Below are 16,828 nucleotides of genomic sequence, written 5' to 3' on the forward strand. Positions count from 1 at the left end.
CATGGCGAATAGCACACATTCTAAACCAGTACACCAAGCAGAATATGAAAAGAAACAGCACCGTGAAGAAATGAAGCAGCAGGTTCTCACATTTGCATTGATGATCCTGTTTACATTCATTGCTTTTGGGATGGTTATTTTCGAGGTTAACTCCTACTTCATCATTCCAACACTCATTATCCTGGCTGTTGTCCAGGTCGCTTTCCAGCTCTATTATTTCATGCATATGAAAAACAAAGGGCATGATATGGTAGCCGTTATGATGTATGGAGGAGTAGCCGTTGCTGCTTTGACGATAATTACGTTCACCTCCATTATTTGGTGGTAATGGAATAGGTGAAAAAGAAAAAGACCGGGGCTCCGGTCTTTTTCTATATTCATTTTTATAATTGCGCATCAAACCTATATAAGAAAACCAGGTGGTTAGGAGATAATTTTGAGGGAAATTTATCTCCTAATCACTAATCCTAAAACTACCTTGGAGAGCAGGCTTTTTATGATTAAAAGACCAATAGGTACGAATGGTCATAAAATGGTCCATGAGTTTTGAATAAATTATGAACAATCGCAAATATCTTCTGGGAACACTCGTTTTTTAGTAGAAACTTAGGTAAAATGAAGATGTAAAAGTAAAACAATCTGAGGTGAGACACCTATGTGGTTAGAGCTCCAAATTTTTGGTTTCCGTGCCTTATGGAGTCCTTATTATTTATTGTTTGTCCTGGCTTTGTCTGTTGTATATTTCTACTTCACCGGCCCAGGCAGAAAGAAAGGGACAGAACGTCCCAACAGCGTTCAGCAGCTTATGTTTTACAGTGGAATGCTGCTGTTATATGTAATTAAAGGCTCGCCGGTCGATCTATTGGGACACATTATGTTTACAGCACATATGACACAAATGGCCCTTTACTACTTACTATTTCCAATTTTGATTATTAAAGGTGTTCCAAAATGGATGTGGGAAAAAGTTCTGGATTCAGGCGTTTTTAGACCTATAGCCAGATTATTGACCCGACCGCTTATCTCATTAATCTTATTTAATGGGCTGTTCTCGCTCTATCATATGCCTGTTATTTTTGACTTCGCAAAATCGAGTGATCTCGCTCATTCTGTTATTTCAACGATTATTCTATTTACAGCTTTTTGTATGTGGATTTCAATCTTTCCACCATTGGAAGAAATGGACAGACTCAGCCCGATTATGAAAATAGGGTTTATTTTTGCTAATGGGGTATTGATTACACCTGCCTGCGGGTTAATTATTTTTGCAGGTTATCCTCTATACGAAACGTATTCAGAGGCGGGAGCATGGATGCAGGCCATGAGTTTATGTGTCCCAGCGAATGTCCTTAACGATATAGCTGGAAGTCTGAGCGGCCCCAATTACTTTACACCCATGCCATTAATTGAAGATCAGCAGCTCGGTGGGATTATTATGAAAATTACCCAGGAGATCATCTTCGGTTCTGTCATTGCTTATATTTTCTTCAGCTGGTTCAATCGAGAGCGTGACACGATCGACCCGCTGCCTGGGGAAGTTCCATCAGAAACATAGAGAGATTTGCTTGAGGGGAAAGAGGTGCAAGGTATGCCGTTATTGCCAACATTAAGTACGTTCTTTATTGTGTTAAGTGCCGTACTTGTTGCCATTGGATGGGGATTAATTGTAAAAAATAAACGAACCACTCATAAAAAGGTGATGATTGCAGCTGCCATTAGTGCGTTGACGTTCTTTATCATTTACCTAAGCCGGACAATTTTCGTTGGAAATACAAGTTTTGGCGGTCCGGATGATATTAAAATTTTCTATACGATCTTTTTAATCTTTCACATCTTTTTAGCGACTGTAGGGGCGGTATTTGGAATTGTTACTCTTACATTTGCTTTTAAGAGGAAGATCAAAAAACACCGCAAAATCGGACCTGTTACAAGTATCATTTGGTTCTGTACAGCGATTACCGGGGTAGCTGTTTATCTTCTGTTGTACATCATCTATGATGGAGGAACAACAACAAGTATGATTAAAGCCATCTTAGGAATGTAAGAAAAACAACGAGTCGACTTATCGATTCGTTGTTTTTTGTTTAACATGTGTAAATAAAAGGTATAAGAGAATGAATGCCCAAATGATTACTTTTTATACATAAATGAAAGGGATGGATTACGGATGGAAATTAAGACAGAGAGAATGCAGCTATTCCCTGTAACGCTTGACCTGGCTCAGACACTTATGAAGAATTCACTTGCTTTTTACTACAAGTTTCAACTGCCTTGGAATAAAAACTGGCCTCATGACGGCTTAAAGGCGCTGCTGCCATTCTATGCGGAACGCTTAGAGAATGATTCGGATGAACTGGGATTCGGTCCCTGGGTGATTATTGATGCAGCTGGTGAACATGTGATTGGAGATATTGGATTTAAGGGATCTCCGAATGAAGAAGGAACTATTGAAATCGGGTATCATATTGTTGCTTCCGAGCGTAATTCTGGTTATGCTTCAGAAGCAGTAGGCGTTCTTTGTGATTGGGCATTCGAAAAAGGTGTAGAGGGAATTGAAGCCCAATGCGATAAAGGAAACATCCCTTCTCAGAAAGTATTGATTAACAATGGTTTTGCGCACACTGGAAGAAGCCAGGATTTTCTCGTGTTTAAAAAAGAAAAACTTGTTCATGAAGATAAGCAGGATTCCTATAAAAAAGGAATCTAAAAAAACCTGAAGCCTAGGCTTCAGGTTTTTTTTCTTAAATGAAACGTATGGGAAAAGGATCGAACTTAAAGTTTATAGTTCCATTTAATAATGCCGGCTTCTTTAGCTGAGTTGAATGCGATCACTACGAGCGGACCTAAAATAAATCCAAGCAGCCCGATCAGCTGTAAGCCTAAATACATGGCAATCAATGTGGCAAGAGGAGACAAACCGATGTGGCGTCCCATCACTTTTGGTTCAACCGTTCTTCGAATGGCTAATAACACAATAGCCAGTAGGCCGAGTTTTGTCCCCATGGCAACATCACCAACAATAAACATATAAATCGACCATGGACCTAAAATCACGATAGAACCGATAATCGGGACAAAGTCAATGGCCCAGATAATTAAAGACATAATGAGCGCAACCTCAGGGGCAATCCATAAAAGGCCTATCAGAGACACAATAAAAATAATGATACTGACTAGAAACTGTGCTTTTAGGAAGCCAAAAACGACATAACCGAGGCGTGCATTCATGAATTTTACTTTTTCTGAAGTAGCTTCTGTGAATGATTCATGCATCTTGTTTCTCAATCGTGGAAGCTCCAGCATGAAAAGGAAAAGAGCAATGAGATAAACGAGAAAACTGACGAGCAGCTCAGGGATCTTTGCGGCTACTGCAGCTATATTCCCAAGCTGTAATTTCTCAGAAATTGCTGAAGTTGTCCGATCCACGGTATTCGTAATTTCATTTGTTACCTTATTAACAAATTCTGTCGGCATATTTCGCGTGAAAGCTGCCATATGTTTTTCCCAATCGAGTAAGACATTGTTAATTTGGTTAATATATTCGGGCGCATGATCCGCCAGTTGTACAATCTGGGTGACAGCTCTCGTCACTGCAAACGATCCCAACAGTCCAAGGAGGACCAGAAATAAAAGAAAAACAATCGTAACAGACATTTTTCTGTTTATCCGAAAACGGAACTGTATGAGACGAACAGCCGGGTTCAAAAATAACGCCGTTGTAAATGCTAAGATCAAGGGAATGGAAACAGGCAGTATAAAATAGCCTGCAACGATGAGTAAAACCGAGATCGTAATTAATATCCACTGTTTTTTTGTAAGAAAACGGAACAATTTATGTATAAATCTCCTTTCCCCCTAAAGTTCAGCCAACAGGTTTTAAAAAAGCCGCTCACCATACAATGATGTGCGACTAGAAAATCCACCTCAAATGGGAAGGCAGGGTTATTGACGACGGTCGGGGTCGTTAGAAAGCTCTTCGACTTTTTTCAGGACTTCCTGATTTTCGTTTTCTTCGGCCCACTTTTTCAGTTTATCAAGGACCACATGCTCAGGAACCTGGCTGTGATATTTTTTCGCAGGTTCGACGACTTTAGAAATCAGGGATTTCGCTTTTTCAATGATATCTTCAGAAAAGCCTTCCTGATGTCCATACTCTATACCATGAGGGTAATAGTGACGACCAAGCAGAGGTTTCATTAAACGGATGACCGCATCTCCTTTATCGACATCGCCTTCAATAGCAAACCCCTGGATACGTACATAGTGGGTAATGTTCTTTTCTCGAGCCATTAACTTATAATCATAAGTCACGCGTTCATAGTCCCATGAACCACCAAGAATGAAGCCATTTCTTTCCATAAGTTCTGTCAACGGTCGGTAGTCTACAACAAGACCTTCTAAACCAGTGCCTTCTAATTTCATTACTTTCCACCTCACAAATTGTTATGTATTTCCTTCATTTTAATATGAAACCATACCAGGTGCAATTTCTATGGCGTCGCAACACCATACGTTTAATATCGACGTTTACCTAATCATTATACTATAAATGGGTAGGGGATGCATGTAATAAATTCGCTAAAACGGGGACAATAAACATTGATCATGATTATGGAGGAGGATCTTTTATGAAAACAGTAAAAGATATTATGACAAGCGATGTTTCTATCTGTCATACAGATGACCAGTTAAGTGATGCCGCGTCTTTGATGAAAGAAAAAAATGTCGGCGCGATTCCCGTTTGTGACGATCAGGGTAACCTTATGGGTATGGTAACAGACCGTGACCTTGTTATCCGTGGGTATGCATCTAAAAAACCAGACTCTACACCAATCCAGCAGGTGATGAGTGACAGAATGTACAGCTGTACACCGGACTGTTCTTTAGAGGAAGCCAGTAAAATTATGGCGGAGCATCAGGTTCGCCGCCTTCCTGTAGTGGAGAACGGCAAACTTTCCGGCATTCTTTCTTTAGGTGACCTCTCAACGGAAAAAATGTCCGACCACGCAGCGGGTGTTGCACTTCACGACATTTCCGAACGTCCAGAGCTTCATTAACCTTACGAAAGCCTGCAGGTTTTGCAGGCTTTTTCTTTTACAACGGTGTTCTTATAATCATAGCCGTCCTTTTTCCTGCTTATACATAAAGTACAATGTTGGTACAAGGAGTTTTTTCTTATGAAGAAAACAGCCTTTTTGATTTTTGCTGCCTTATTAGTGACTGGGATAATCGTGTGGAGACTGCCTGGAGAACAACCTGAGAGAGAGGAAACGACGACAGCTATAGAAACGAACGGAGTAACAAAGGAAGAGGACAAACGACGAAGCTTCATTCGTATGAAAGGGTTAGCTGAGGAGCAGGTGCTGGAAGAATTAGGGGAGCCTGATCGTCAGGATCTGAGTGAATATGGGTATGTATGGTGGGTCTACGAAAGTAAACCAGGTGAATTGTTTCAGCTGGGGATGGCGGATGGGAAAGTTGTGACAGGGGTGATTTTTCACAAGGAAGAGGGGGACGTTCGTGTTGGGGATCGAATAGAGGATGTGCGTCAGAAGTTTTCTATAGAAGACACCTTCCCGGTAGATAGTGAAGGGGCCTATACCATGCACCTGACAGAAAAAGACAGGAACGAACGCCCACTGATCGCTCTTGATGATAAATGGTCGGCACAACTCTATGTGGACAACGTAACAGAGAAAGTATTTGCCATTCGAATGATCCGCAACGACTTTTTATTAAAGCACCAGCCCTACAAAGTCCTCTATAGAGGGACACTTCCTAAAATGGAGCTGTTATCAAAGCAGGACTGGCTCAACATCCAGAAGGGGATGCAGAAACAGATTATGACCATCACGAATGATCTGCGTGTAAAGAATGAATTACCTGTGTTAACTTACCATCAGGATGCGGCTGAAGTCGCCTTTTCACATAGTCGTGATATGAATGAAAACAATTACTTCTCCCATTATTCACAAAATGGAGATGGACTGAAAGAACGTCTCGGCGGGATTGAATATAAAAAGGCTGGTGAAAATATTGCCGCTCAATATCCAGATGCTGTTGCGGCGATCCATGGATGGATCAACAGTCCTGGTCATAGAAAAGCGCTCCTGGATTCAGAATACACTCATTTAGGTGTCGGCGTTTATAAGCGGTATTACACACAGAATTTCTTAACACTCCCATGAACGCCTCTCATTGTCCTGCATAGGCTATACTGTAGTTCTAAGTGTGAGGTGTGATAGGTATGAGTACAAATGAGTTGCACCCGAGTGTCCAGCAATTCAAAGCCTTCGTTGACCAGCACCCTAAAGTAAAAGGACAGTTACGCAAGAACCATAAGCTGATTCAAAGCTATTATGAGAAATTCATGATACTGGGGGAGGACGATCCATTTTGGGACTCTTTACCGTCTCCAAAACAAGAATCCCCTGCCAAGAAAATGGATTGGCTTAAACAACTAGGGGTACTGATGGAGGATATCAACTGGGAGGAAGTTTCACGCCAGATTGATGAATTGAATGGAGCAATCGGGCAGTTCCAGCAGCTGATTACAAATGCAAGAAAAGACACGGATCAAACGAAAAAAGAGATGGAATACCCTTACTATTAGGGAGCCTTCTTCATGTTCGTGCATCCATTTTTATGGGAAATCAGGCAGGTGGAAAAGATCTTTCATTTCCATCTGCTTTCCTATTTGATAAAATGGATGTGGAGGTGGACATGTGATATGTTAGCAACAATGGAAATTGTCGATCTACTTGACCGTTCCGAATCGATTGGCCAGATGGTCATGAATTCAGATACCATGCAGCAATACCAAGAGGCAAAACTGGCTCTTGAAAATGATAAAGAAGCGCAGAGGCTTATTAAAGACTTTGCCGATATGAAAGACCACTACGAAGACGTGCAGCGCTTCGGCCGTTACCATCCGGATTATAATACAATCATGAAAAAAGTCCGTTCCGTCAAAAGGGAAATGGACATGCATGAGACAGTCGCTCAGTTCAAACGAGCAGAACGCAACATTCAGAAACTGTTGGATGAGATTAGTGAAAGTGTTGCTTTTAGTGTGAGCGAGCAGATTAAAGTTCCGAAAAACGGCATGGCTTTAACCGACACCGGCTGCAGCGGCGGCTGTGGAAGCGGCGGTAGCTGTGGCTGTGCCTCCTGACCTGAAGCTGTTTAATGTTCTGTGAAACGGATGCAGTCTTCACAAAAGTTCCCGCAGCAGAACATTTTCCTTTGAGGCACTAAAAAGCGCACACGATACACATAGAACGCCTGATTCCTGCGTACATAGGTCATCGCAAGGGTCAGGCGTTTTCCTTTCATAGATTTCGCAGCACACCACTTCAACCGCTCCTCAATTTCACTTCTGGCAATTCCATCTTTAGGCCATAGGTAAACAAACGGCAGCCCGGTCACTTTTTTAAATACCACTTGCGAAAAAATATCCGATTCGCTCAACAATTCCTCAAAAGTAAGAAAAGCCTTTTCATGATCCGTCATGATTTTAGACACCTCTTCCTATTTCACTGGCTTTATAAGTAAGGAGCGGATAATTTTATGATGACATTTCAGAAAACATCCGTTAATTGTAAAAGAGTCTTACAATTTGGAGAGATTGATTGCCGGCAGCGCTGTCATTTGGTACACTGACGTTAATATAAAGTTCTATGGGGAGTAGAGACATACTATGTACAGAACGAAGCGGCAAGGAATTATTGTATATTTTCAACATATGAAAAATATCAGACAGATTAAAAAGCATGGACATTTAATTCATGCGTCCAAAAAGATGAAGTATGCGATGCTGTATGTAAATCAGGAAGACTTGGAGTTCAAGATGGAAAAACTGGAACGCTTACCCTTCGTTTCCCGTGTCGTTCCATCCTATAAACCCGAGATCCGCACCGACTACGAAAATGCCAAACCGGATAAAGCGAAACAGTACGATTATAAAATGGGAATTTAAAAGAAAATATATCTTCATCAAGTAAAGAACTCTCATTTTTTATAACTTCTATAAAAAGTAAAGCGTCCGTCTTTAGACGGACGCTTCTTTTATATCTGCTCTATTCACCCGTGGAGAAGAACCATAAATAAGTATTCTTGAAGATCTAGTTTCCTTCCGTTTAAAGGAGTGATGGCGGCGTGCGCAAAGGTTTTATTATTGTCCTACATGCGGCAGTCGTCATCGAAGTTTCCTGAACATAACCAGGATTTTCTCCTTATTCCGAGTGAGTCCAACTTGTTACCATGCTGCGAACTCTTACTCCGAATGTCCTTTATAACGAAACCATTCGCTTTTCTGTAGTTTTTACAGAGAATCTACAATTTTCTATTTTATTGGGAGTAGAAATTTTCCCAACTGCCGTCTCTGAGAATTTTCGGAAGAAACTTTGCGAAATAACAAAGAGTTTACCGCGTCTTTAACTTAAAGGCGCGATAAACTTATTCATTCTGAGAATACCGATTAAATGCTGGTAAAATAAATCTGTTTCAGGAAATAGATTTGAAGGTTTTATGGTAAACTCTGATACGTTCTTCCCTGCTTCTTCCACCATTTGTTTATATAGGTCAAAGCGCTGGTTTGGTTGTTCATGAGGGTTTGGTACACCTTCACGGCAGATGTAAATCGGCTGAAACTTGTCTTGATGAGCTGGTTTCATAACAAGAGACAGGGAGGCAACTGGTCTGCCGTTTTTTTCACTATAAAAAGCAATGGCATGCTGAATTCGATCCGGCATCCGCGAGCCTAAGTCAATGAGTTCATAAATATCGGCATAGCCTTCGCCAAGTTCGATGAATTTTTGTATCATATGGATTGTACGTCCTTTCTGTTTATCAATCAGATTAAACGTAGCATGAATAAATGAAAATGTGAACAACCAGCCGCTGGATTGTTTAAATCATGATCAGCAAGGAGGCCAAGAATGAAGCCGGTTATTAAAAGCATCAGTCTACTTATGTGTTTATCTCTTCTCCTGGTTATATATTGGTGGAATACTGCACAGGCTTCAGGCTCTGACAGGGTGAGCTTGTCAGCAGATGCTTCCGTAAACATACATGAAGGCATAGTAGAGGTGGACTTTACTTATCATGGGTTAGCTCCCGGTATCTATGATGTGACTTTTCCTACAGGCACTTCCGAAGTCTCCTGTTCATTCGATACCGCCACAACTTGCTGGATGACAGAAGATCAGTTGAATTATGAAGGGGGAGGGTCAGTACATATCTCTTATCATTTACCCGTCCCCGAACAAACGTTAGTAGACTCATGGAGAATCACTCTTGTTAAAGATGGGAAAGAGATACTTATACCTTACACTCTTACTATTCAGAATTTCACAAAAGAGGAATGGAAAGCCCCTATTCAAAAACAAAGCGATATCCAGCTGGAAAATGTTCATTATCAAACATATAAAAAAACAGTAGATGCTGCACCGTTATTGTCTGCATCGGGGAAAGAGATGTGGCAGGACAAAAAATCTGTGATTACCTATAAAAAAGATCAACCACTTTCCGAGTCTGTGAAACAGGACCTTCAGCAGTTTTTATCAGCTGCCGGGCCTTCTGTCGTGGAGCTGGATTCAAAGAAGGTTCGTATTGAAGATGGCTATATGACAACAATGGATAGAAACGTAGACGCTTTAGAATCCAAGTGGATAACCACTCACCTGGAAAACGCTTCTTCTGTAAATCAGCCATGGCATACATCAGTCATACAGGAAGTCTTTTATCCTCGGTCATCATCCAATGCTTCCTCTTATATGGCCGATGAGATCCGTGATGCCTTAACGGCTGAGCAGCTGGAAGCATGGAAGGTGAAGCTTTTAAAATCAACGAATATAAAGAGTTTAAGTCAATTCCTCGATCAGACTTTAACAGATGTATATGGATTGGGGACGACGTTTTTTCAAAGCCGGACAAAACCTGAACGAACCCCTCTGATTTTTATTTATGATCAACCTTTACATCTGGATGGAGTTCTTGTGGAGGGTCAAGTTCTTTCTTACCGTCACAAGGATTACTATCCAATTAAAAACCTTGTGCAGGCAGCTGGTTTTACGTTCACAGCTCTTGAGCATGGACAAAGGTATAGAGTAGAAACAAATAGAAACACCTATCGTTTTTACGTCGATCAGTCGACATTTATTGTCAATGAAGAGAGCTTTGGTATTGGAACAAATCCGGTTATCTTGTTTGATGATCAAGTCTATCTAAAAGAGCAGTATGTAGATGATCTCCTTGGTTTGACAAGAGTAGATGGGGTCTCTTTCTCTTTCCAAAAAAAATAGGGCTGCCTATGAAAGGCAGCCCCGCTTTTTTGTATCATTCCCATGAAACAAAAAAGTAAAGGGAGAGGAGAAACCGGAGGAAGAACTTATGGGGATGTAAGCCTTCTCCGTTTTCAGAAGCAGTATCATCCGCTTCAAGTGCTAGTATGTACGTAGGTAATTCAGTTTATTCACTTTACAAGAAAAAATTTTCAAACCCTATTAAAGGCTTGAGTCTATACGCTGTGGAAGAGGAGATCCTCCTCTTCCATTTTTGATTCATCCGGTTCCGAGAGGCAGTCCTTCGCGACATAAGCTATCCATCTACGGGAAGAAAGAGCCCTTCCCTGCAATGTTTGGCTTATGCGTGTCAGGCCTCCCAGCCTCTCTTCACACCCTATAGACGTCTAATTGCAGAGGCCAGCCCCTCGAGGTCTTAAGTCCACCCGCTTTGTAAGGCAAAACCTCCTTACAACGCGGTTGTTCTTAAGCTTGTCGGGGCTGAACAGGCCTCTTCCATTTTTGATTCATCCGGTTCCGAGAGGCAGTCCTTCGCGACATAAGCCATCCATCTCCGGGAAGAAAGAGCCCTTCCCTGCAATGTTTGGCTTACGCGTGTCAGGCCTCCCCGCCTCTCTTCACACCCTATAGACGTCTAATTGCAGAGGCCAGCCCCTCGAGGTCTTAAGTCCACCCGCTTTGTAAGGCAAAACGTCTTACAAAGCGGTTGTTCTTAAGCTTGTCGGGGCTGAACAGGCCTCTTCCATTTTTGAAACTTCCCTCCTGCGTTTATTTTATGGTAGGATTATGGGGAATGCTGACGAGAGAGGTGTACATAATGCGAGTGATTGCTGGCGATTTTAAGGGAAGGCAGTTGAAATCTGTTCCTACTCATAAAACAAGGCCGACAACAGATAAAGTTAAGGAAGCTGTTTTTCATGGAATTGGTCCATTTTTTGAAGGCGGGGATGTTCTCGATCTTTTCGCTGGAAGCGGCGGGTTAGGGATCGAAGCATTGAGTCGAGGAGCGGACTCGTGTGTGTTTGTGGATCAACAGCACAAGGCGATTCAAACCATTTATGAAAATATAAAAACATTGGATATTGAAGATCGTTCTGAAGTTTTCCGGACGGATGCGAACAGAGCTATTAAGGCAGCAGGCAAGAGAGGGCTGACTTTTAATTATATCTTTTTAGACCCGCCCTATAAGAAGTTTTCCTATAAGGAGTTAATGGAAGCGCTTTTAAATCATGGGCTGGTGGCAGATGGAGCGAAGATCGTCTGTGAACATGATGCGAGAGAGAATATTCCTGAAGAAGTTGGTCATCTAAAGCGGATAAAGACCGATCATTATGGCAGTAATATCGGAGTATCGATTTTTGAATAAGGAGGGAAGACTATGACACGATTAGCGATTTGCCCGGGTAGTTTTGATCCCGTTACATATGGACATTTAGATATTATCCGAAGAGGAGCGAAAGTATTTGATCACGTCATTGTAGCGGTGTTTAACAATTCGAGTAAGTCTGCTTTGTTTGATGTGGAGGAGCGTCAAGCCTTGCTTGAGGAAGTAACAAAGGATCTGGATAACGTTTCTGTAGATTCCTGTAATGGTCTGCTTATGGACTATGCGGAGGAAAAAGGAGCACAGGCCATTATTCGAGGTCTGCGGGCGGTCAGTGATTTTGAGTATGAAATGCAGATTACCTCAATGAACCGCAAATTGAATGAAGATATTGAAACCTTTTTTGTCATGACGAATAACCAATACTCATTTTTGAGTTCCAGTATTGTCAAAGAAGTAGCCAAGTACAGAGCTAATATCTCTGACCTTGTTCCGCCTCCTGTTGAAAAAGCACTCTCACAGAAATTTTAATGGCGTTTATAAAGAACAACCCCTACGTTTCATGTTCGCAGGGGTTGTTCTTTATTTTTTGAGAGTTGTTCCACTTCACGATAATCATAAGCATAATCATCATCAATGTGATTGGAGGGCCGTAGTGATTGAAAAAATCAATGATCGGTGTAGTGAAATTCTCATTCGGGTTCCACATCGGGAGGGTCTGCGTCTGAAAGGGACGGTAAGCATAGTACAGAATATACGTTAAGAAAGCGGCAATAACACCGTGAGCGACACGTGCCAGGGCATAGGGCTTAAAGCGTATATCGGTTTCAGCAAGGATGCTTGCAATTTGGGCCTGGATCGAAAATCCATGAAAGCCAAGGATGAAGCTTACAATCAGCAGCTGGGCAACTAAGGGTTCGTGGGTTTCTGTGATTGCTCCGATACCTGTCGTCAGCTCCAGCATTCCGGCGGTAAACGGGACATGAAAGGCAGCTGGAAGTCCGGTAAGGGCAAGTAGGTGGGAAAAGATGTGAATGGCACCGGTCTGCTTTAGTAGTTCGGTCAGAACAGAAAAAAGCATGATGAAACCGCCAACCATCAAAAGGGTGTCTACCGAACGTGTCACAGCATCCCCCATTAATTTTCCAAGCGTACGCCCGTCCTCAAGCCTGGAGTCATGCATTTTGGAAAATGCATCTTTCCATGTAGAAGACCGCATATCCGATGTGGATACATCCTCGTTTCTCTTATAGTAGCGCATGCCGATGCCGACTAAGAAATTCCCGCCATAATGAGCGATGGCAATAAGAATGCCTAAACTGGCATCGTGAAAAAAACCGACAGCAATCGCTCCGAAAATAAATAAAGGACTGGAAGCATTGGTGAAAGCGACGAGCCGTTCGGCTTCTATGCGGGAAACTTGTCCTTTTTTTCTTAAATCAGCTGTCCACTTTGCGCCGGAAGGATAACCGCTCGCCATGCCCATCACCCAGACAAATCCGCCGCAGCCCGGGACGTTGAATAACGGCCTCATAAACCGTTCACTTAAGGCCCCTAACCCATGGACCACACCAAATCCGATAAGAAATTCAGCTGTAATAAAGAAAGGAAGAAGCGAGGGAAAGACGATTTCCCACCACAAATCCAGTCCCCTCAAACTGGCCGCCAGTGCATCACTGGGGTAAAGGATTAAGGCAATGGCAAGGGTGGTTGTCAATAATGTCAATCCCATGGTTTTCAGTTTAGAAATGGAGAACGCCTCCTCAGACCGCAGTTTTCTGTACTTATGACCATAGACATAGTAGAATAATTGTATATTTCGACAAGCGTATAAGGTTGTCTCTTATTCATATGTACGCTCATAAGGGAAGGGTTTATTCCATAAAATAAACCACATGGATGAAGGAGGGATAGCCGGTGACAAAACCGACGATTGGTTTAGCATTAGGATCGGGAGGGGCGCGTGGGTTTGCTCACCTGGGTGTTCTGAAGGTCCTTCATAATCATGGGATTCCTGTCGATATGATAGCGGGAAGTAGTATGGGAGCTCTAGTAGGCTCTTTTTTTGCTGCCGGCCAGCGGATTGAGGATATGTACAAACTTGCCCTTACCTTTAAGCGCAAATACTATCTTGATTTTACTGTACCAAAAATGGGGTTTGTTCAAGGGAAGAGAATTAAGGAGTATATCCGCATCTTTACGTTTGGAAAAAATATAGAGGACTTTAAAATTCCCATGTCCATTGTAGCGACTGACTTATATGCCGGGGAGAAAAAGATTTTCACTTCAGGACCAGCAAGTGAAGCCGTCAGGGCAAGCATTGCTATTCCAGGGATTTTCGTTCCGGAAAGAATCAATGACCGTTTATACATAGACGGCGGGGTCATTGATCGTGTCCCGGTTTCTGTTGTCAAACAAATGGGTGCCCAATTCATTATTGCTGTTGACTGTGCGCATTTTGATGCGGATCCGAATATTCATTCCATTTATGATGTGATTACACAAAGTATTGATATTATGCAGGACGAACTGGTCACCGCAATCGGCGTATCTTCAGATGCGGATGTTATGATCCGTCCGGATGTTTCAAAATATAGTTCACGGGCGTTTACTAACATTCAGGAAATTGTGGGAGCAGGAGAGAGGGCAGCGGAATCATGTGTGGAAGACATTAAAGAAAAACTCGCTGCATGGAAGGAGCCTAAGACAGAATGAAAACAAATAGAAGCCTCATTATTACAGGAATCATTACCGTACTCATTGTCGCTTTTTTAGGAGCTTACCGGCTTCCGTACTATATTTATAAACCAGGGACGGCTGATGCTCTCGATGATATCGTTGAAGTGGCAGGCGGATACTCAAGTGAAGGAGATATGCACCTGGTCACCGTAAGAGGAGGACAGGCCACTCCATTGCAGTGGATCCTTGCTCAGTTCCGTCCGTATCAGGAAATCTACCCGCTTGAAGACATTCGTCCGGAAGGGGTAACAGAAGAAGAGTACTTCCATGCCCAGCTCCAGATGATGGAGTCTTCCCAGGAGGCTTCTAAGGTAGTGGCTTATCAAGCAGCTGACAAAGAGATTCAGATCAACTATGAAGGTGTCTTTGTTATGAACGTCATCGAGGGTATGCCGGCGGAAGAAGTCTTGGAAACAGGAGATCAAATTACAAAAGTGGACGGGAAGGATATTCAAGAAACGAAGGATTTGATTGACTATGTCAGCAGCATGGAAGAAGGGTCTACCGTCCAGCTGACCATCGTCAGAGGGGAAGAAACATTAGAACGCGACATTGAGCTTGCTGCTTTCCCTGATGCTCCAGATAAAGTGGGGGTGGGAATATCGCTTGTTACCGATCGTACAGTGGATGTAAGTCCTTCAGTTAAAGTGAAAAGCGGGGAAATCGGTGGTCCAAGTGCTGGTTTGATGTTCTCCCTTGAAATTTATGACCAATTAACGGAAGAAGATATTACAAGAGGATTCGAAGTTGCTGGTACCGGCGAAATTAACTACGAAGGCGAAGTCGGCCGTATTGGCGGAATTGATAAAAAAGTTGTCGCTGCTTCCGATCACGGGGCTGAGGTTTTCTTCGCTCCTAATGAAGAAGGCCGGGAAGGCTCGAATTATCAAGTGGCTAAAAAGACGGCTGAGGAAATAGACACAAATATGAAAGTCGTACCTGTGGATACGTTTCAGGATGCGCTGGATTACCTAATAGAATTAGAACCGAAAAAAGGATAAAAAAACAGCCGCTCTTAAGCTTAAGAGCGGCTGTTTTTTTGCACCTCTTCCAAGGATCAGTCATTCTATACGATCAAGGGAGGGCCATACTCCCTTTTTAAGCTCTTCACACGGCGCTCAGGACTTAATACACTGTAGTAGGCAGCGGAGGCACGGGCTTCAAGATCAAGCAGTGGATGCTTTAGCTGCTGGGGTTGAGTGATCAAAGGAATACCCACTTGTTTTTTGGCTGTTTTTAAGTATTTTTTTCCTATATCATTCATACCCAATACCCGGGCATAGGGCGGCGGGGACTCTCTTAACAAACCACCTGCCTGTTGTTTGTCTGTCCCAACCAGAATATGGGCAAGCGTTCGCTGCAGCCTTGTCCACGTGTATCGTTTCGTTTTAACAGCTGTAATAAATTCTTCGAAGGTCGCCGCCTCTTTTATGGCGCGTTTTAACCGGTACTCGAGGCCTTCATCGACACCGTGAAACCCTCTGAGCGTTTGTTCATCGGTTGTCAGCAGTTTATACTGCAGAAGATGGAAATACGCCTCCCAATTATGCCAGAGACCTTGAGTTTCCTTGTACTGATCCAGAAGTTCTTCGGTGGTTGATGGGATAGAGCTCGCAGCTTTATCCGTAACTTCCTGTTTACCCAGCATTTCTTTACGAATGCTTGTCGCACTGGCAATCGTCCCTGTGATGGTTTCATCATGATAATGATTATCTTTTCTGGAAATAGTCAACGGTTTGACGCTGGGGGAGTATGTGAGCATCTGTTTGACATAACTGTAGCCTAAAATATTGTTAGGCTGTGAAAGGTCGATGGTGTCAGTCGGAAACTCAATGGCTTCATATCCGAGCCGGGAAGCTTCAGGAAACGAATACCCTTCGTTTAAATACGTACGGACTGTCGCTTCATACGTGTCCTGATGTGCTTGTAAATGATCAAAGGCTTTGGTGAATGCGTGGATCCGGCCGTTTTCGCTGCCAAAGCAGATGGTATCCACTCCTAGTTCTGCCAGTGTCTGCACAGCCCCTTTGCTAAAGAAATCGCTGTGCTGAACAGCATAAAGAAAGGGGAGTTCAAGAACAAGATCCGCCCCCTGGCGGAGGGCAGCCTCTGCTCTGTGCCATTTGTCCATAATGGCCGGTTCCCCTCTTTGAAGAAAATTCCCGCTCATAATGGCAATGATACAATCAGCGTCTGCATGTTTTTTGGATTCTTCCAAATGATAAAGATGACCATTATGAAAAGGGTTGTACTCGACAATCAGACCACATGAATTCATAGAAAACCTCCCAGATTCCAGTCTTTATTGTTGAACATGTGTTTGGTTTATTTTATCATGGAAGAAGGAAAATTTCGCTTCTTTCAAAATAAATATCGAATCTTTATGGAGTGGAACCAAAGATGAATACGTGCTGTAAAGAAAAAATATTGACAAATCAGCGAAATCCTTTTACAATAACTC

At 42.6% G+C, this 16,828-nt stretch carries 21 protein-coding genes; 14 read left to right on the forward strand and 7 right to left on the reverse strand.

Annotated elements, in window-relative coordinates:
• The first annotated feature begins 1 nt into the window (after nt 1).
• From ctaF to LC036_RS03730, 4 genes are all read left to right on the forward strand, one after another.
• Nucleotides 2-328 carry a cytochrome c oxidase subunit IVB gene (gene ctaF / locus LC036_RS03715; protein ID WP_226578405.1) on the forward strand — a complete coding sequence of 109 codons (327 nt, stop codon included), beginning with the start codon at nt 2-4 and terminating at the stop codon, nt 326-328.
• 327 nt (nt 329-655) lie between these two features.
• A complete protein-coding gene (gene ctaG / locus LC036_RS03720) occupies nt 656-1,555 on the forward strand; it encodes a cytochrome c oxidase assembly factor CtaG (protein ID WP_226578407.1) in 900 nt (299 codons plus the stop codon).
• A gap of 33 nt (nt 1,556-1,588) precedes the next feature.
• Nucleotides 1,589-2,044, forward strand: coding sequence for a DUF420 domain-containing protein (locus LC036_RS03725; RefSeq protein WP_226578409.1), 456 nt, complete (start codon nt 1,589-1,591; stop codon nt 2,042-2,044).
• 123 nt (nt 2,045-2,167) lie between these two features.
• Nucleotides 2,168-2,707, forward strand: coding sequence for a GNAT family N-acetyltransferase (locus LC036_RS03730; protein ID WP_226578411.1), 540 nt, complete (start codon nt 2,168-2,170; stop codon nt 2,705-2,707).
• 65 nt (nt 2,708-2,772) lie between these two features.
• On the opposite strand, the gene ytvI is transcribed toward LC036_RS03730, so the two are convergent.
• Both ytvI and LC036_RS03740 read right to left on the reverse strand, forming a co-directional pair.
• Entirely contained in the window at nt 2,773-3,831 is a 1,059-nt protein-coding gene (gene ytvI, locus LC036_RS03735; protein ID WP_226578413.1) for a sporulation integral membrane protein YtvI, read from the reverse strand.
• 111 nt (nt 3,832-3,942) lie between these two features.
• Complete coding sequence (locus LC036_RS03740) at nt 3,943-4,422, reverse strand: YugN family protein (protein ID WP_319004424.1); 480 nt, start codon at nt 4,420-4,422, stop codon at nt 3,943-3,945.
• Between the two features lie 206 nt (nt 4,423-4,628).
• On the opposite strand from LC036_RS03740, the gene LC036_RS03745 reads away from it, so the two are divergent.
• The 4 genes from LC036_RS03745 to LC036_RS03760 all read left to right on the forward strand — a co-directional run bounded on the left by LC036_RS03745 (nt 4,629) and on the right by LC036_RS03760 (nt 7,174).
• Nucleotides 4,629-5,057: a CBS domain-containing protein gene (locus tag LC036_RS03745; protein WP_226578415.1), complete on the forward strand. Its 429-nt coding sequence runs from the start codon at nt 4,629-4,631 to the stop codon at nt 5,055-5,057.
• A gap of 120 nt (nt 5,058-5,177) precedes the next feature.
• On the forward strand, nt 5,178-6,188 hold the full coding sequence (locus LC036_RS03750) for a CAP domain-containing protein (RefSeq protein ID WP_226578417.1): 1,011 nt from the start codon (nt 5,178-5,180) through the stop codon (nt 6,186-6,188).
• Between the two features lie 59 nt (nt 6,189-6,247).
• A complete protein-coding gene (gene ylbD, locus LC036_RS03755; RefSeq protein ID WP_226578419.1) occupies nt 6,248-6,613 on the forward strand; it encodes a YlbD family protein in 366 nt (121 codons plus the stop codon).
• A 117-nt stretch (nt 6,614-6,730) separates the two neighbouring features.
• Complete coding sequence (locus LC036_RS03760; protein ID WP_226578421.1) at nt 6,731-7,174, forward strand: YlbF family regulator; 444 nt, start codon at nt 6,731-6,733, stop codon at nt 7,172-7,174.
• Between the two features lie 11 nt (nt 7,175-7,185).
• Here LC036_RS03760 and LC036_RS03765 read toward each other — a convergent pair whose 3' ends face one another.
• Nucleotides 7,186-7,512 (reverse strand): hypothetical protein, encoded by a 327-nt coding sequence (locus tag LC036_RS03765; protein ID WP_226578423.1) that lies wholly within the window; start codon nt 7,510-7,512, stop codon nt 7,186-7,188.
• A 187-nt stretch (nt 7,513-7,699) separates the two neighbouring features.
• Between LC036_RS03765 and LC036_RS03770 the strand changes: the two genes are divergently transcribed.
• Complete coding sequence (locus LC036_RS03770; protein WP_226578425.1) at nt 7,700-7,978, forward strand: YlbG family protein; 279 nt, start codon at nt 7,700-7,702, stop codon at nt 7,976-7,978.
• A 457-nt stretch (nt 7,979-8,435) separates the two neighbouring features.
• Here LC036_RS03770 and LC036_RS03775 read toward each other — a convergent pair whose 3' ends face one another.
• Nucleotides 8,436-8,825 carry a methylthioribose kinase gene (locus tag LC036_RS03775; RefSeq protein ID WP_226578427.1) on the reverse strand — a complete coding sequence of 130 codons (390 nt, stop codon included), beginning with the start codon at nt 8,823-8,825 and terminating at the stop codon, nt 8,436-8,438.
• Between the two features lie 114 nt (nt 8,826-8,939).
• On the opposite strand from LC036_RS03775, the gene LC036_RS03780 reads away from it, so the two are divergent.
• On the forward strand, nt 8,940-10,304 hold the full coding sequence (locus tag LC036_RS03780) for a stalk domain-containing protein (RefSeq protein ID WP_226578429.1): 1,365 nt from the start codon (nt 8,940-8,942) through the stop codon (nt 10,302-10,304).
• Nucleotides 10,305-10,752: 448 nt separating this feature from the next.
• On the opposite strand, the gene LC036_RS18475 is transcribed toward LC036_RS03780, so the two are convergent.
• The gene (locus tag LC036_RS18475; protein WP_264188073.1) at nt 10,753-10,884 is read right to left on the reverse strand and encodes a hypothetical protein; all 132 of its coding nucleotides are present in this window, start codon (nt 10,882-10,884) and stop codon (nt 10,753-10,755) included.
• A gap of 213 nt (nt 10,885-11,097) precedes the next feature.
• Here LC036_RS18475 and rsmD point away from each other — a divergent pair, with 213 nt between their 5' ends.
• The gene (gene rsmD, locus LC036_RS03785; RefSeq protein WP_226578431.1) at nt 11,098-11,670 is read left to right on the forward strand and encodes a 16S rRNA (guanine(966)-N(2))-methyltransferase RsmD; all 573 of its coding nucleotides are present in this window, start codon (nt 11,098-11,100) and stop codon (nt 11,668-11,670) included.
• A 12-nt stretch (nt 11,671-11,682) separates the two neighbouring features.
• Nucleotides 11,683-12,159, forward strand: a complete 477-nt coding sequence (gene coaD / locus LC036_RS03790; RefSeq protein ID WP_226578434.1) for a pantetheine-phosphate adenylyltransferase — start codon at nt 11,683-11,685, stop codon at nt 12,157-12,159.
• A gap of 22 nt (nt 12,160-12,181) precedes the next feature.
• On the opposite strand, the gene ylbJ is transcribed toward coaD, so the two are convergent.
• Nucleotides 12,182-13,360: a sporulation integral membrane protein YlbJ gene (gene ylbJ, locus LC036_RS03795; RefSeq protein ID WP_226578437.1), complete on the reverse strand. Its 1,179-nt coding sequence runs from the start codon at nt 13,358-13,360 to the stop codon at nt 12,182-12,184.
• 185 nt (nt 13,361-13,545) lie between these two features.
• Between ylbJ and LC036_RS03800 the strand changes: the two genes are divergently transcribed.
• Together LC036_RS03800 and LC036_RS03805 are read left to right on the forward strand one after the other, a co-directional pair.
• Nucleotides 13,546-14,343: a patatin-like phospholipase family protein gene (locus LC036_RS03800; RefSeq protein WP_226578439.1), complete on the forward strand. Its 798-nt coding sequence runs from the start codon at nt 13,546-13,548 to the stop codon at nt 14,341-14,343.
• The gene (locus LC036_RS03805; RefSeq protein ID WP_226578442.1) at nt 14,340-15,368 is read left to right on the forward strand and encodes a SepM family pheromone-processing serine protease; all 1,029 of its coding nucleotides are present in this window, start codon (nt 14,340-14,342) and stop codon (nt 15,366-15,368) included. The genes LC036_RS03800 and LC036_RS03805 overlap by 4 nt, the downstream gene beginning before the upstream one ends.
• Nucleotides 15,369-15,433: 65 nt before the next feature.
• Here LC036_RS03805 and LC036_RS03810 read toward each other — a convergent pair whose 3' ends face one another.
• On the reverse strand, nt 15,434-16,645 hold the full coding sequence (locus LC036_RS03810) for a nucleotidyltransferase (protein WP_226578445.1): 1,212 nt from the start codon (nt 16,643-16,645) through the stop codon (nt 15,434-15,436).
• Nucleotides 16,646-16,828 lie beyond the last annotated feature (183 nt).

This window comes from Halobacillus litoralis (assembly GCF_020524025.1).
Taxonomy (GTDB): domain Bacteria; phylum Bacillota; class Bacilli; order Bacillales; family Halobacillaceae; genus Halobacillus; species Halobacillus litoralis_D.

Excerpts from the sequence above, each read along its gene's own strand:
- ctaF (WP_226578405.1), top strand. The coding sequence starts at position 2 with ATGGCGAATAGCACACATTCTAAACCAGTACACCAAGCAGAATATGAA.
- ctaG (WP_226578407.1), top strand. The coding sequence starts at position 656 with ATGTGGTTAGAGCTCCAAATTTTTGGTTTCCGTGCCTTATGGAGTCCT.
- LC036_RS03725 (WP_226578409.1), top strand. The coding sequence starts at position 1,589 with ATGCCGTTATTGCCAACATTAAGTACGTTCTTTATTGTGTTAAGTGCC.
- LC036_RS03730 (WP_226578411.1), top strand. The coding sequence starts at position 2,168 with ATGGAAATTAAGACAGAGAGAATGCAGCTATTCCCTGTAACGCTTGAC.
- LC036_RS03740 (WP_319004424.1), bottom strand. The coding sequence starts at position 4,422 with ATGAAATTAGAAGGCACTGGTTTAGAAGGTCTTGTTGTAGACTACCGA.
- LC036_RS03745 (WP_226578415.1), top strand. The coding sequence starts at position 4,629 with ATGAAAACAGTAAAAGATATTATGACAAGCGATGTTTCTATCTGTCAT.
- LC036_RS03750 (WP_226578417.1), top strand. The coding sequence starts at position 5,178 with ATGAAGAAAACAGCCTTTTTGATTTTTGCTGCCTTATTAGTGACTGGG.
- ylbD (WP_226578419.1), top strand. The coding sequence starts at position 6,248 with ATGAGTACAAATGAGTTGCACCCGAGTGTCCAGCAATTCAAAGCCTTC.
- LC036_RS03760 (WP_226578421.1), top strand. The coding sequence starts at position 6,731 with ATGTTAGCAACAATGGAAATTGTCGATCTACTTGACCGTTCCGAATCG.
- LC036_RS03765 (WP_226578423.1), bottom strand. The coding sequence starts at position 7,512 with ATGACGGATCATGAAAAGGCTTTTCTTACTTTTGAGGAATTGTTGAGC.
- LC036_RS03770 (WP_226578425.1), top strand. The coding sequence starts at position 7,700 with ATGTACAGAACGAAGCGGCAAGGAATTATTGTATATTTTCAACATATG.
- LC036_RS03775 (WP_226578427.1), bottom strand. The coding sequence starts at position 8,825 with ATGATACAAAAATTCATCGAACTTGGCGAAGGCTATGCCGATATTTAT.
- LC036_RS03780 (WP_226578429.1), top strand. The coding sequence starts at position 8,940 with ATGAAGCCGGTTATTAAAAGCATCAGTCTACTTATGTGTTTATCTCTT.
- rsmD (WP_226578431.1), top strand. The coding sequence starts at position 11,098 with ATGCTGACGAGAGAGGTGTACATAATGCGAGTGATTGCTGGCGATTTT.
- coaD (WP_226578434.1), top strand. The coding sequence starts at position 11,683 with ATGACACGATTAGCGATTTGCCCGGGTAGTTTTGATCCCGTTACATAT.
- ylbJ (WP_226578437.1), bottom strand. The coding sequence starts at position 13,360 with ATGGGATTGACATTATTGACAACCACCCTTGCCATTGCCTTAATCCTT.
- LC036_RS03805 (WP_226578442.1), top strand. The coding sequence starts at position 14,340 with ATGAAAACAAATAGAAGCCTCATTATTACAGGAATCATTACCGTACTC.
- LC036_RS03810 (WP_226578445.1), bottom strand. The coding sequence starts at position 16,645 with ATGAATTCATGTGGTCTGATTGTCGAGTACAACCCTTTTCATAATGGT.